The 13,470-nt window shown below is 73.2% G+C and carries 16 protein-coding genes; all 16 read right to left on the bottom strand.

The genetic code is table 11. From position 1 onward, the window contains the following. Nucleotides 1-42: 42 nt before the first annotated feature. The 16 genes from BLS67_RS01765 to flgB all read right to left on the bottom strand — a co-directional run bounded on the left by BLS67_RS01765 (nt 43) and on the right by flgB (nt 13,264). A complete protein-coding gene (locus BLS67_RS01765; protein WP_091238491.1) occupies nt 43-543 on the bottom strand; it encodes a flagellar basal body-associated FliL family protein in 501 nt (166 codons plus the stop codon). After that, the gene (locus tag BLS67_RS01760) at nt 540-1,475 is read right to left on the bottom strand and encodes an OmpA/MotB family protein (protein ID WP_091238488.1); all 936 of its coding nucleotides are present in this window, start codon (nt 1,473-1,475) and stop codon (nt 540-542) included. The genes BLS67_RS01765 and BLS67_RS01760 overlap by 4 nt, the downstream gene beginning before the upstream one ends. Then, complete coding sequence (locus BLS67_RS01755; RefSeq protein WP_091238483.1) at nt 1,472-2,251, bottom strand: motility protein A; 780 nt, start codon at nt 2,249-2,251, stop codon at nt 1,472-1,474. Before BLS67_RS01755 ends, BLS67_RS01760 begins: the two co-directional genes overlap by 4 nt. 1 nt (nt 2,252) lies before the next feature. Further along, a complete protein-coding gene (locus BLS67_RS01750; protein WP_242653710.1) occupies nt 2,253-2,603 on the bottom strand; it encodes a flagellar FlbD family protein in 351 nt (116 codons plus the stop codon). An 89-nt stretch (nt 2,604-2,692) separates the two neighbouring features. Beyond that, nucleotides 2,693-3,946 (bottom strand): flagellar hook protein FlgE, encoded by a 1,254-nt coding sequence (locus BLS67_RS01745; RefSeq protein WP_091238480.1) that lies wholly within the window; start codon nt 3,944-3,946, stop codon nt 2,693-2,695. 31 nt (nt 3,947-3,977) lie between these two features. Continuing rightward, nucleotides 3,978-4,400 (bottom strand): flagellar hook assembly protein FlgD, encoded by a 423-nt coding sequence (locus BLS67_RS01740; protein ID WP_091238476.1) that lies wholly within the window; start codon nt 4,398-4,400, stop codon nt 3,978-3,980. Between the two features lie 9 nt (nt 4,401-4,409). Then, the gene (locus tag BLS67_RS01735) at nt 4,410-5,933 is read right to left on the bottom strand and encodes a flagellar hook-length control protein FliK (RefSeq protein WP_091238473.1); all 1,524 of its coding nucleotides are present in this window, start codon (nt 5,931-5,933) and stop codon (nt 4,410-4,412) included. Then, nucleotides 5,930-6,886, bottom strand: coding sequence for an NlpC/P60 family protein (locus tag BLS67_RS01730; RefSeq protein WP_091238470.1), 957 nt, complete (start codon nt 6,884-6,886; stop codon nt 5,930-5,932). Before BLS67_RS01730 ends, BLS67_RS01735 begins: the two co-directional genes overlap by 4 nt. After that, the gene (locus tag BLS67_RS01725; protein ID WP_091238466.1) at nt 6,874-7,323 is read right to left on the bottom strand and encodes a hypothetical protein; all 450 of its coding nucleotides are present in this window, start codon (nt 7,321-7,323) and stop codon (nt 6,874-6,876) included. Before BLS67_RS01725 ends, BLS67_RS01730 begins: the two co-directional genes overlap by 13 nt. Further along, nucleotides 7,320-8,642: a FliI/YscN family ATPase gene (locus tag BLS67_RS01720; protein ID WP_091238463.1), complete on the bottom strand. Its 1,323-nt coding sequence runs from the start codon at nt 8,640-8,642 to the stop codon at nt 7,320-7,322. Before BLS67_RS01720 ends, BLS67_RS01725 begins: the two co-directional genes overlap by 4 nt. Continuing rightward, a complete protein-coding gene (locus BLS67_RS01715; RefSeq protein ID WP_109504713.1) occupies nt 8,639-9,448 on the bottom strand; it encodes a FliH/SctL family protein in 810 nt (269 codons plus the stop codon). Before BLS67_RS01715 ends, BLS67_RS01720 begins: the two co-directional genes overlap by 4 nt. 7 nt (nt 9,449-9,455) lie before the next feature. Next, nucleotides 9,456-10,538, bottom strand: coding sequence for a flagellar motor switch protein FliG (gene fliG / locus BLS67_RS01710; RefSeq protein WP_091238459.1), 1,083 nt, complete (start codon nt 10,536-10,538; stop codon nt 9,456-9,458). After that, entirely contained in the window at nt 10,535-12,103 is a 1,569-nt protein-coding gene (gene fliF / locus BLS67_RS01705; RefSeq protein ID WP_091238457.1) for a flagellar basal-body MS-ring/collar protein FliF, read from the bottom strand. Before fliF ends, fliG begins: the two co-directional genes overlap by 4 nt. Next, on the bottom strand, nt 12,103-12,510 hold the full coding sequence (fliE, locus tag BLS67_RS01700) for a flagellar hook-basal body complex protein FliE (RefSeq protein WP_242653708.1): 408 nt from the start codon (nt 12,508-12,510) through the stop codon (nt 12,103-12,105). The genes fliF and fliE overlap by 1 nt, the downstream gene beginning before the upstream one ends. Further along, complete coding sequence (locus BLS67_RS01695) at nt 12,507-12,914, bottom strand: flagellar basal body rod protein FlgC (RefSeq protein WP_091238454.1); 408 nt, start codon at nt 12,912-12,914, stop codon at nt 12,507-12,509. Before BLS67_RS01695 ends, fliE begins: the two co-directional genes overlap by 4 nt. After that, complete coding sequence (gene flgB / locus BLS67_RS01690) at nt 12,911-13,264, bottom strand: flagellar basal body rod protein FlgB (RefSeq protein ID WP_091238451.1); 354 nt, start codon at nt 13,262-13,264, stop codon at nt 12,911-12,913. The genes BLS67_RS01695 and flgB overlap by 4 nt, the downstream gene beginning before the upstream one ends. Between the last annotated feature and the right edge of the window lie 206 nt (nt 13,265-13,470).

Genomic DNA, 13,470 nt, shown 5'->3' with positions numbered 1-13,470 from the left:
CCTCATCGGCGGGCTGGGCGCCGAGGGTGACCGTCCCGTCCCCTACTGGGTGACGTACTCCGTGTAGTAGATGCCCATCACCAGGTCGCCGGCCTCCTCGGTGTTGTAGGCGTCCTCGATGCGCTGCTGGAGCTCGGCCTTGAGGGCGTCGCGGTTGCCGGTGACGTCCGTGGGCTGGGCCTCGGAGAACATGTCGATGATGATGTCGGTGGCCTTGGCGCCGTCCGGGGCCTCCTCGCCGGCGTCCTCGGTCAGCTGCAGGGTGACCCCGACCTTGAGGTAGCCACCACCGGCCAGGTTGACCGTGACGGAGTCCAGCGGCAGCACGATGCCGGCCACCGGGGCGGGCTCGGCGTCGTCCCCCGAGCCGGAGAAGACGAAGTAGTACAGCCCGGCGCCGATCGCGAGCAGGGCGACGACGGCGATGATGATCAGCTTGAGCTTGCCGCCCTTCTTCGCCTCGCCGTCCTCGGCGTCGTCGGTGCCCTTCTTGCCCTTGGCGTCGGCGGCCGCGACCGGCCGCTCCTTCGTGGGTGCGCTCACGGCGTGCTCTCCTGGGTGGTGGTGGTGCCGGCGGCCTGCGCGGCGAGGCCGGGCAGCAGGGAGTTGGCCTCCGCGGAGGCGTCCGAGAGGACGACGATGTCCACCCGGCGGTTGACGGTCACGTAGTCCGGGTCGGTGTCGGGCACGAGCGGTCGGGTGTCGGCGAAGCCCGAGGCCTGCATCCGGGTCGGGGCCAGACCATCGGTGAGGAGGTACCGCAGCACGGTGGCGGCCCGGTCGGTCGACAGCTCCCAGTTCGAGGGGTAGCGGCCGCCCGGGGTGACCGGCAGCGAGTTGGTGTGCCCCTCGATGTCGAGCTGGTTGGGCAGCCCGGCCAGCGTGGGGGCGATCGCGTCGAGCACGGTCTTGCCCTCGCCGCGCAGGTCGGCCTGCTCGGGGCCGAACAGCACCTGGTCGGCCACGATGTGCACGACCAACCCGTCCTCCGTGATCTCGTAGGTCGCGGCGTCGGCGTCGCCGGCCGCGGTGAGGGCTGCGGTGATGGCGGCCTGCGCGGCGGCGAGCGAGTCGAACTGGGCCTGCGCCTCGGCCTTCGTCTGCGCCGACTGCTGCGCGGCGGCGGCGGCCTGCGCGGCGGCCTGCGCGGAGGCGTCGGGCTTGACCGTGGGGTCGGAGGAGTTGTCGATCTGCATCGGCGAGTTGAGCTCGTCCAGAACGCTGGTCTGCGCCGTCACCGAGCCGTCGTCGATGATCGAGGTCGGTGCGCCGAAGCTCTCCGAGAGGCCCTCGGCGAACGCGGCGAACTTCAGCTGGTCGACCTGGCTGATGGAGTACAGGACGATGAAGACCGCGGTGAGCAGGGTCATCATGTCGGCGAAGGAGACCAGCCACCGTTCGTGGTTCTCGTGCTCCTCCTCCTCGTGCTCCTCGTGCCGCCGGCGGCTCTTCCCGCCGGTCTCGTGCTTGCTCATGCGGCGGCCTTGGCCATGGCGGCCGCCTCGCTGGGCGGCACCAGGGAGGTGAGCTTCTGCCGCACGGTGCGGGGGCTGGTGCCGGCCTGGATCTCGGAGATGCCCTCGACGAGCAGCTTCATCTGGGCGGCCTGCAGGTCGCTGGTGCGGGTGATCTTGGCCCCGGCCGGCAGCCAGAAGATGTTGGCCGAGAGCACACCCCACAGGGTGGCGACGAAGGCGCCGGCGATCAGGTGGCCGAGCTTGTCGGGCTGGTTGAGGTTCTCCAGCACGTGGATGAGCCCGATGACCGTGCCGATGATGCCGATGGTCGGCGCGTAGCCGCCCATCGCGGTGAAGAACTTCGCGGCGGTCTTGTCCTCGCCCTTCTTGGCGGAGATCTCGGCCTCGAGCACCGTGCGCAGGTCCTCGGGGTCGGTGCCGTCGACGGCCATCTGCAGGCCGCGCTGCAGGAAGGGGTCGTCGATCTCCTTGATCGCGCCCTCCAGGGCCAGCAGGCCCTCCTTGCGGGCCTTCTCGGCGAGGGTGACCAGGGTCTGGATCTTCTCGGCGGCGGGCGGGACGGCGGCGGGCATGAAGCCCTGCTTCATCCAGCCGCCGACCTTCTTGACGTCGGCCATGGTCGAGCCGGCGACGGCGGCACCGAAGGTGCCGACGAAGACCAGGATGATCGGCGGGATCAGGATGATGGCCATGGGGGACGAGCCCTCGAGGATCATCGAGACCAGGATCGCGACCAGCGCGACGCCGACGCCGATCAGGGTTGCCGGGTCCATGTCAGCGCTCCTCGCGGTGGGGGAAGGGCAGGACGGCGTGGTCGCCGTCCCCGGTGGGGTCGCAGTCGTGCTCGTCGTCGACGGTGACGCTCATCAGCGGGCGGGCGTGGGTGCCGCGGTCCATGGCGTAGGCGGTGGCCAGCACGTCGGCGCGGCAGTCGCGGATGGCGACCAGCACCTCGTGCAGGCTCTCGCGGACCAGGAAGCGGACGTTGTCGTTGAGCGAGATGACGGTGTCGGGGTGTGCCTCGACCCGCTCGATCAGATCGGGGTTGAGCGCGAACGGCTCCCCGTTCAGGCGGGTCAGGCAGATCACCGGTGTCTCCAGGTCGTCGTCGTGGGTGGCGCACACATGTCTTCGGCGCGCCGGACCGCTCTCTGAAGGGCAAGGGCCCGGTCATCCCCTCGGGATGACCGGGCCGCCTACCGGCCGGCCGTCGGTCAGCGCTTGAGGTTGACCAGGTCCTGCAGCAGCTCGTCGGAGGCGCTGATGACGCGGCTGTTCGCCTGGAACCCGCGCTGGGCGATGATCAGGCCGGTGAACTCCTCGGAGAGGTCCACGTTGCTCATCTCCAGCGCGCCCGAGGACAGCGACCCCAGCGAGCCGGTGCCGGCGGTGCCGATCAGCGCGTTGCCCGAGTTGTCGCCGATGGCGTAGCTGGTGTTGCCCATGTTGACCAGGCCGCTGGGGTTGTTGAACGTGGCCAGCGCCAGCTGGCCGATCGCCTGCCGCTGACCGTTGGAGTAGACGCCGATGATCGTGCCGTCGTTGGCCAGCGCGAAGCTGTTCAGGCTGCCCGAGGCGTAGCCGGTCTGCACCGTGGCGTTGACCTCGGCGCCGGTGGCGAACTGGCTCAGGTTGGACAGGTCGGCGACGACGGGGTCGGCGCCGACCCAGGTCGGGTTGAAGGTGGCGGAGGTGGCGGCCGCGCCGCCCACCGTGGACACCTTGCCGTCGGCGCCGAAGACCACCCGCTGGGTGCCGTAGTTCGTGGCACCCTCGCTCATCGCCATGTCCCACGCGTTGTCCGGGACGGCGGGAGCCGGCGGCGCAGCAGCCGCGGCGGCGACCTTGGTGTAGGTGAAGGTGACCGTGTGCTTGGTGCCCTGGGCGTCGTACATGTCCTGCTGGAAGGACTTGGTGCCGCCGGTCGCGGTGCCCGAGGCCAGGTTGCCGGCGATCGTGGTGCCGTCGGTGGCCTTCGGCTGCTTGGTCGCGCCGTAGGCGACCTGCAGGTCGCGCAGCGGGCCGCCGGTGTTGACCTGGCCCTGGGCGTCGGCCATCCAGCCCTGCAGCACCGCCCCGTCGGCGGTGGTCAGGTTGCCGGTGCCGTCGAAGGAGAACGAGCCGGCCCGGGTGTAGAGCTGCTGGTTGCCGTCCTTGGTCACGAAGAACCCGTCGCCCTGGATCATGAAGTCCAGCGCGCGGTCGGTGTTCTGCGTCTTGCCCTGGCCGAAGTTCGTGGTGATCGCCGCGAGCTTGACGCCCAGGCCGATCTGGGCCGGGTTGGCACCGCCGGTGATGCTGTCGGGGCTCTTGCCGTCGCGCAGCACCTGGGTGAGCGTGGTCTCGAACACCGTGTTGGTGCTCTTGTAGCCGACGGTGTTCACGTTCGCGATGTTGTTCGCGACGGTGTCCATCTTCGTCTGGTGGGCACGCAGGCCGGAGATGGCCGAGAACATCGAACGCAGCACGGGTGGCTCCTGGGGTCGGGGGAGAGCTGGGTCAGGCGGAGATGGCGGTGAGCCGGCTGACGGGGATGGACGTCCCGCCGACGGTGGCCTGGGCCTCGGTGGAGTCGGTCGCGATGGTGACCGAGCTGACCGTGCCCTTGACGGTGGTGCCGTCGGTGGCCAGGTAGCTCACCGACTTGCCGACCAGGGCGCCCGCGGTCGTGGCCCGCTGCATGGCGAGCATCGAGGCGTTCTGGTCCGACAGCGCCTGCAGGGCCTCGACCTGGGAGTAGGCGGCCGTCTGGGTGATGAAGGCGCTGGAGTCGGTCGGGCTCTGGGGGTCCTGGTACTTCATCTGCGCGACCAGCAGCTTGAGGAACGTGTCCTTGTCCATGCCGGTGGTGCCGGCGGTGGTCGTGGCGGAGCTCTGCGCTGCGGCCAGGATGGACGCGTCGGCGCTGACCTTGAGGGTCATGTGTTCCTCTCAGACGCGGACGTCGACGCCGGGGGACGTCGAGCCGGTGCTGGTGTGACGGACGAGCAGGGTGGTGTCACCGTCCTCATCGGCAGTCCCGCGCACGGTCGGTACCTGCGACCAGGCCCCGGGTGGGGCCGGGCGGGCGCCCGAGCCCTGCTGCTGGGCCCACGCCGTCCCCGGCTGGCTCCCGGGGGAGCCGCTGCCGGTGGTGTCGGCGGACACGTCGGCGGACACGTCGGCGCCGGTGAGCGTGAGCCCGGAGGCCGCGAGCTCGCGGCGCAGCTCGGGGAGCGCCTCGGCCAGGGCGTGCCGGCTGTGCTCGTGGGCCGAGGCCAGCGTCAGGGTGACCTGGTCACCGGTCACGGTCAGCTGGACGTGCACCTCGCCGAGGGACTCGGGCGCCAGCACCACGGTCACCGAGTGGCTGCCGTCGGTGCTGGTGAGCGTGGTGATCTGGGGGGCGAGCTGGGCGGCCACCGGGGGATCGGCCGGACCGGTGGGCGCGGGGGCGGCGGACTGGGGTGCGGCGGGGACCGACGGTGCGGGGGGCGCGGCGGGCAGCGGCTGGCCGCCGTCGACGGACAGGTCCTCGACCGGGGCGGCCGCTGGCTCGGCCGTGGCCGGGGCAGCGGGTGCATCGGCCGCGGCCGAGCCGGTGACCGCGCCCGGCGCCGGGAGGGGGCTCGGGGCCGGCCGGCCGTCGGCGGGCCCGGACCTGGTCCCGGCCCCCTGCTGGGACGTGGTGGCACCCGGTGCGGGCACCGCCGCGGCGCTGACGCCGTCGGCGGTGACCGGGCCGGCCGGGTCCACCGCGGGGACGTCGCCGGTGGTCGTCGGGCCGGCCGGCAGGACGAGGGTGGGGTCGACCTGCGCGGGGGCCCCACCGGTGGGCTGCGCCGCGGGCGCTGCGGTCCCCGGCGGTGCGGCCGGGGAGAGGGTCGGGACCGGCAGGGCCACCGGCGCGGTGCCGGGGCCCGGGGGTCGATCCGCCGCCGCCGGGGCGGTCGGGTCGGCGACGGGGTCGGCGGCCGGCCCGGACATCGGTGCGGTGGTGGGCGCGGGGCCCACGGTGGAGGGTCCCGCCGTCGGGACCGCCGCGCCCAGGGGCCCGGGGAGCACCTCGACCGCGGGGGCGGGGGTGGCGCCGACGACGCCGGCGGCCACGGGCGCGGTGGACGCGAGCCCGTCGACCGCCACCGCGGTGGGGGCTCCGGCCGCCGGCCCGACGGCCGAGGCACGCAGGGCGAGCTGCAGCCAGGGCGGCACACCGGACCCGGTGAGGCCGGCCGTGGCGGTCGTCGCGTCCGCCTGGACGGGTTGGTCGTCGGCGGGGTCGCCGGCCTCGTCGTCCGCGGGGCCGGACACGGGGTCCCTCCGCCCGGTGGCGTCCTGCCGGTCGGCGTCGTCCTGCCCTGCGGTGACCTGGTGCAGCACCCCCGCGAACCCGGGTCGCGCCCCGGGGGGCGCCGACCTCGGCGCGGCCGGGCCGGCCGCGGGTGGTCCGACCGGCAGCCCGACGGAGGCGGTCATGCGTAGGCCGCCGCGGCCGCGGTGACCTTGCGGACGTAGTTCTGCGTCTCGGGGTAGGGCGGGATGCCCCCGGCCGAGGCCACCGCGCCGGGCCCGGCGTTGTAGGCCGCGAGCGCCAGGTCGGTGGAGCCGAAGCGGGCGGTGAGCTGGCTGAGGTACTTGGCCGCGCCGTCGATGGCCGAGGCGGGGTCGAGCGGGTTCACCCCGAGCCCGGCCGCGGTCGACGGCATGAACTGCATCAGGCCCTGCGCCCCGGCACCGCTGACCGCGGTGGTGTCGAACCCCGACTCGACCTTGGCCATGCCGGCCAGCACCGAGGCCGAGACCCCGTACTTCGCCGCGGCGGCGGTGAACAGGTCGCTGTAGGGGACGCCGGACAGCCCCCCGCCCGCCGACGACGAGCTGGTGGTCGCGGTCGTGGTGGGCAGGATGCGGCGGATGACGGTGGGGGTGCCGACGTCCTGGACCTTGACGACGTCCCCCTCCTGCGGTGCGGCGATCATCTTCCCGTTCCCGAGGTAGATGCCCACGTGGTCGATGCCGGCGCGGGCGGAGCTGTTGTCGAAGAAGACGAGGTCGCCGGGGCGGGCGTCCGCGAGGGAGGCGACGGCGGTCCCGGCGGTGGCCTGCTGGCTGGAGGTGCGGGGGATGCTGATGCCGAGGTCGGCGTAGACGCGTTGGGTGAAGCCGGAGCAGTCCAGGCCCTTGGTCGGGTCGGTCCCGCCCCAGAGGTAGGGCACCCCCAGGTAGTTCTGCGCGGCCTGCACCACCGACGTCTCGGCCGACGTGCCGACCGCGGCGGTGGTCGCCGACGACGCGGTGGTGGCCGAGGTCGTGAGGCCGGCGGCCGACGCCGCGGACAGCCACGCCGCGTTCGGTCCGCCGGCGGCGAAGGACGCCATGCGGCTCTGGATCTCCGAGATCCGGCTCTGGACGGCGGTCAGTCCCTCCACGCGTCCTCCTCGCTGCTCCTGGACCGGTACCGGCCCGTGACGACGTCGTCCGCCGCCCGCTCCTGGGCGGCCAGCTCCGCGCGGACCGCCGCCAGGCGGTGCCGTTCGGCCAGCCGCTCCAGCGCCTTGGTGGCCTGCGCCGCCGCGGTCCAGGTCGCCCGCACCGCCGCGGCCTGCTCGGCGGTGGCCCGGGCGGTCGCCCGGGCATCCACCTCATCGGCGGCCAGGGCGGCCATCCCCACCATGGTGGCCACGAAGCCCGCGCCGGTCAGCCCCTGGGGCACGGCCGCCGCGCCCAGGGAGCGGGCCACGTCGGCGGCGTGCTGCTCGTGGCGGGCCGCGGCCCGCTCGGCCTCGGCCGCGGCGAGGGCGGCGGTGCGCTCCTGGGCGCGCCGCAGCTCGAGCACCGACTGCAACCGGAACGGCGCCCGGCTCACGAGCCCGTCACGATGCGGTGCAGGGCGTCCCAGGCCTCGTCGGGGGCGGTGGTGTCCTCGACCGACTGCCGCAGGAACCCGGTGAGCTGGGGCTCGAGCACACGGGCCCGGTCGACGAGCGGGTCGCTGCCCTCGGTGTAGGCGCCGATCTCGATGAGCTCGCGGGCGTCGCGCAGCGCCCCGAGCAGCCGCCGGGCCTCGCGGGCGTCGGCCATGCGGTGCGGTGCGGTGACCGCCGAGGCGACCCGGGAGATCGACTCCAGGACGTCGATGGCCGGGAAGTGACCGGCCGTGGCCATCTGGCGGGTGAGCACCACGTGGCCGTCGAGGATCGAGCGGGCGGTGTCGGCGATCGGCTCGTTGTGGTCGTCGCCCTCGACCAGCACCGTGTAGAGCCCGGTGATGGAGCCCACCGCGCCGGTGCCGGCCTTCTCCAGCAGCTTGGGCATCATCGCGAACACGCTCGGCGGGTAGCCGCGGGTGGCCGGCGGTTCCCCGGCCGAGAGGCCGACCTCGCGCTGGGCCATGGCCGTGCGCGTGATCGAGTCCATGAGGAGCAGGACGTCGCGGCCCTGGTCGCGGAAGTCCTCGGCGATCCGGGTGGCCACGAACGCCGCCCGCAGGCGGACCAGCGGGGGCTCGTCGGAGGTGGCGACCACCACGACGGTGTTGCGCATCCCCTCCGCGCCGAGGTTCTCCTCGAGGAACTCGCGGACCTCACGGCCACGCTCGCCGATCAGCCCGATGACCCGGACGTCGGCGTCGGTGCCGCGGGTGATCTGCGCCAGCAGGGTCGACTTGCCGACGCCGGACCCGGCGAAGATCCCCAGCCGCTGACCGCGACCGGCGGGCACCAGGGTGTCCAGTGCGCGGACGCCGAAGGAGAGCGGGTGCTGCACCCGGGTGCGGGTCAGCGCGTGCGGGGTCTGCGTGGCGAGGTCGACCCACCGGGCCCGGCCGGCCAGCGGGGGACCGCCGTCCACCGGGCGGCCCAGGCCGTCGAGCACCCGGCCGAGCAGGGCGTCGCCGACCGGCACCTGCAGCGGGGCCCCGGTGGGACGGACCCGGGACCCGACGTGCACCCCGGCCACCTCGCCCAGCGGCATGCAGGTCAGCCGGTCGCGGTGCAGGGCCACGACCTCGGCGCGCAGCAACCCGTGACCGGGGCCGACTCCTCCCGAACCGATCTCGACGACGTCGCCGACCGCGGCCGTGACCCCCTCGACGGAGATGGTCAGGCCCATCGCACCGGTCACCGTCCCGGTGCACAGCGGTCGGGCGGCGGCGCGGGCCCGCTCGAGGACGTCGGACACGCTCATGCGCGCAGCACCTCGCGGACGCGGTCGAGCGCCGGGCCCAGCTGGGCGTCGACCCGGCAGACCCCGGTCTCGGCGACCGCGCCGGCCGGCTCCACCCGCGGGTCGGGCACCACGCGGACCGAGCCGGGCAGCTGGGCCAGGACCGGTGCGGGGATCCGCTGGAGGTCGTCGGGGTTCAGCCGCACCACGGTGGGTCCGTCCTCGGGGCTCAGCGCCAGGGCGCGACGCAGGGCGTCGACCCCGGGCTGCGTGCTGAGCACCAGCTCCCGGGCGAACATCTCCTCGACCAGCGTCAGCGTCGCGCCGAGCAGCAGCTGGTCCAGCTCCTCGCCGCCCAGCGGGGGCGCGGCGTCGACCTGCGCGCACGCCGCCGTGAGGGCCGCGACGGTCGAGGCGATCCGCGACTCCCAGCGCTGCTGGGTCTGGGCCAGCCGGTCGGCCGCCTCGGCCTCGACCCGCGCGACCGCGGCGCCGGCGGCGGCCAGCCCCTCGGCGTGCCCGGACGCCCAGCCCTCGGCGCGGGCCTGCTCGCGGAGCCGGTGCAGCTCGGCGGCGTAGACCTCCTCCAGCCGGGGGGCCGGGACGTCGCCGGCCCGCCGTCCACCGGGTGCGGTCGTGCGCCGCTCGGCGACGCGGGTGACGGCGTCGGCCGCCTCCCCGGCCCGCAGGACCGCCGACTGGCCGTCGGGGTCGGTGCGGGCCAGCACGGGGCGGTCCACCCGGGGCGGGGCGAGCCGGACCGGTCGGCCCGGGCCCGCGGAGCGGTCCCAGGCCACGGCCCGGGCGGTCGACGCCCCGCGCAGCACGGCTCCCTCAGGCGATGAGATCGTCGTCACCCCCTCGGTCGATCACGATCTGACCGGACTCCTCCATCGTGCGGAGGACCGCGACGACGCGGGCCTGCGCCTCGCCGACCGCCGCGGCGCGGACCGGGCCGAGCAGCTCGATCTCGTCCTGGAGGTCCAGGGCCGCGCGCTCGGACAGGTTGCGCATGACCTTGTCGCGGACGTCGTCCCGCACGCCCTTGAGCGCGGCGGCCAGGTCGGCGGCGGCCACCTCGCGGAGGACCAGCTGCATGGACCGGTCGTCGACGATGACGATGTCCTCGAACAGGAACATCTGCGAGCGCACGCGCTCGGCGAGGTCCGGGTCGGTGCTGGCCAGCGACTCCAGGATCGACTTCTCGGTGGGCCGGGAGGCGCGGTTGATGATCTCGACCAGGGTCTCGACGCCGCCCGCGGAGGACAGCTCGGGGCTGGCCAGGAGGGATCCCATGCGCCGGCTGATCTCGTCCTCGACCAGGCGGACGACCTCGGGGGAGGTGCGGTCCATCATGGCGATCCGCAGCGCGACGTCGGCCTGCCGCTCCGGCAGCAACCGGCTCATGAGCTCGGCGGCCTGCGGGGCGGGCAGGTGCGCGAGCACCAGCGCGATGATCTGCGGGTGCTCCTCGCGGAGGAACGACAGCAGCTGACGGGTGTCGGCGTTGCGCAGCCCGGTGAAGGGCGGGTCCACGTAGACGGTCTGCAGCCGACCGAGGACGGCCTCGGCCTCGGCGTCGCCCAGCCCCGCGGTGAGGGCCTCGCGCGCGAAGTCGACGCCGCCCGAGCCCAGCGCCGGCGGGTTGACCATCCGGTCGTGGAACTCGAACAGCACGTCCTGGACGTCCACCGGGGCGACGTCCTTGAGCCGCATGAGCTCACCGGTCAGCGCGTCGATCTCGGCCGCCGTCAGCTGCGCCATGACCGCGCCGGCCTCCTCGCGGCTCATCTGGGCCAGGAAGAGGGCGGCCTTGCGGAGGCCGGACAGGTCGCGCCGGGGCACGCGGACCGGAGCCCGGTCGGGGTCGCCCCCGGGCTCCAGCCCCGCCATCTGCTCGACGCTCACGAGGGTCATGTGCGGCTCTCGGCCAGCCAACCGCGCAGGGTCGAGGCCACCTGGTCGGGCTGGGCCTCGATCATGGTGGTGATCTCACCGCGCAGGCGCTGGCGCTCGAGGGCCTCGATGGCCTCGGCGGTGCGCAGGTCGAGGCGGGCGTCGCGGGTGCTGGGGATCTGCAGGGGGTCGACGTCGAGCTCGTCGTCGTAGGCCTCGTAGTCCTCGTCCAGGTCGCCCTTCTTCTTGCGGTTGCGCAGCCAGACCAGCAGGACGACGAGGAGCAGACCGCCGACGATCACGCCGGTCTTGACCAGCGACCACATCTGCTCGCTCTGGGCGGCGGCGTCGGCGGCGGCGAGGTCGGCCTGGGCGCTCTCGGCGGCGGTGGTGTTGAACGCCATCGACGAGACGGTGATCAGGTCCCCGCGGGCGGGGTCGAGGGAGACGGCCTGGCTGACCAGGTCCTGGATGGTGCCGTTGGGGACGACGGTGCCGTCGGCGGAGTTCACGGCCACGGCGACGGTCAGCCGCTCGACCTGCCCCGGCGCGGACACCGTGTTGGTGACCGTGGTGTCGATCGGGTTGTTGGTCGTGGTGTTCGTCTTGTTGTACGAGCCGTCGCTGCCCGACGTCGTGCCGGAGGTCCCGTCGGTGCCCAGGACACCGGCCGCGCCGCCACCGGTGCCGGTGTAGGTCTCGGACTGGCTGGCCTCCGACGTCGCCGGGAGCGGGGTCGGGTAGGTGTAGGTGGTCGCGGTGCTCTGGCTCTGGTCGAAGTTCATGGTCGCGGCCACGGTGACGATCGCGTTGCCGGCACCCAGCACCTGGTCCAGGAACCGCTGGGCGTTGGCCTGCAGGGTGTTCTGGAACGTCGAGGTCGCGTCGGCCTGGCTGTCGGTGCTGGCGCCGGAGGTGCCGGCGGACAGCTGGCTGCCGTTCTGGTCGGTGACCGTCACGTCGGCCGGCTTCATCCCGCTGATGCTGGAGGAGACCAGGTTGACGATCGAGGTCACCTGCTGGCCCGAGAGCTCGGTGCCGGGGGCCAGGTCCAGCAGGACCGAGGCGGTGGGGTCGCTGGTGTCGGTGACGAAGACCTCGTCCTTGGGCATGGCGATGTGCACGATGGCGGTCGTGACGCCGTTCATCGCCTCGAGGGTGTTGTTGAGCTCGCCCTCGAGGGCCCGCTGGTAGGTCGTCTGCTGCTGGAACTCGCTGGTGGTGATGCCCTGCTCGTCCAGCAGCGTGTAGCCGCTGTCGCTGCCGGCCTCGGGGGTCAGCCCCTTGCCGGCGATGGTCAGCCGCAGGGCGTCCTTCTGGTCCTTGGGGACCAGGATGGTGCCGGTGCCCTGCAGCTGGTAGTCCACGCTCTCGGCGTCCAGCTCGTCGGTGATCGCCGACGCGTCGGCCGCCGACAGGTTGGAGAACAGCGGCTCGTAGGTCGGCGTGGTCACCCAGCGCACGAAGAAGAACGAGCCCAGGGCCAGGCCCAGCACGAGGACACCGGCGAGGGCCTTCTGCTGGAAGGTCATGGTGGCCAGCGTCGTGCGGACGCGGTCCAGCTGGGCGGCGAGGGCAGGAGGCATCAGACCGGCATCCTCATGATCTCGTTGAACGCCTCGACGGCCTTGTTCTTGATGGTCACCGTCGCGGTCGTGGCGAGCTTGGCCTCGTTGGCCGCGATCATGTAGTCGCTGACGTCCTGCAGGTCACCGGTGGCGGCCTGCACGGCGTAGGTGTCGGCCGTGCTCTGCAGACCCTGCAGCTGCCCGATGGAGCTGGTCAGGATGTCGGCGAACGAGCTGCCGTCCGCCGTCCTCGGCACCGCGGTCGTGGACGTCGTCCCGGTGCTGCTGCCCAGGCCGGCGATGCCGCCGGTGAGCAGGCCGCTGATGTCCGTGGACGGGACGCTGTTGCTGACCCCGTTGTTGTAGTAGCCGGAGGAGACGCCGGTGCCGGAGCCGCCGGACAGGGCGAGCGGGTTGATGGTCACAGGTTCTTCCCGAGCGAGAGAGCGGCGTTGTAGGCCTCGGTGGCCCGGGAGATCGCGCTGATGTTGGCCTGGTAGCCGCGCTGGGCGATCATCATGTTCGTCATCTGGGTGCCCAGGTCGATGTCGGGCATCCGCACGTACCCGCCCTCGTCGGCGAGCGGGTTGTCGGGGGAGTAGACGAGCTTGCCCTCGGAGCTGCCGAACGCGGCCCCGGCGACCCGGACACCGCCGGTGCCCGATCCGTAGTCCACGGCCTGGGCGACCACGAAGCGCTCCTTGAACGCCTCCTGGTCGGGTGCCGCGGCGGTGTTGATGTTGGCGATGTTGTCCGAGACCGCGTCGAGGTACTTGCGGTGCAGCGTCATCCCGGACCCCGCGATGCGGAGTGCGTCGAACGTGCTCATGAGGTCCTCATCGCGGCGCTCAGCAGGTCGTACTTGCCGTTCAGGGCGGAGATGGCGAGCTGGTAGCGCAGGCCGGTCTCGGTGGCGATGACGGTCTCGGAGTCCAGGTCGACGTTGTTGCCGTCGGTCCGCGTGGCGGCCAGCGACCGGCTGACCGTGCCGCCGGAGATCGTCGGGGTGGTGCCGTCGGCGATCTCGGAGCGCAGCGTGGACTCGAAGTCGGTCCGGCCGGCGAGGAAACCGGGGGTGTTGATGTTGGCGATGTTGTCGCTGCTGACCCGCTGACGCTGCGAGAGACCGCTCAGGGCGGCGTGCAGCGCGGTCATCGTCCGGTCCGAGATCGCGATCATCGGGTGGCCGCCCGACAGGGGGTGCAGCGGTACATGTCTCGAGCCTCCGGCGTCCCGGGCGGACCTCGGTGAGGTGGTCCGCCGCGTGCACGCTTCATCGGCAGTCGAGAGGCCCATGATGACCACCGGGACCGTGGCGACGTGCGTGACGGCCGGTGCGCGGTGGGTCAGCGGGACGGATGTGGCTGTGACTCCACCATCGGCAC

It is taken from the genome of Klenkia soli, assembly GCF_900103975.1.
Taxonomy (GTDB): Bacteria; Actinomycetota; Actinomycetes; order Mycobacteriales; family Geodermatophilaceae; genus Klenkia; species Klenkia soli.
Note: the sequence above shows the minus strand (reverse complement) of the source record. Positions and strands in the feature narration are given on the sequence as shown.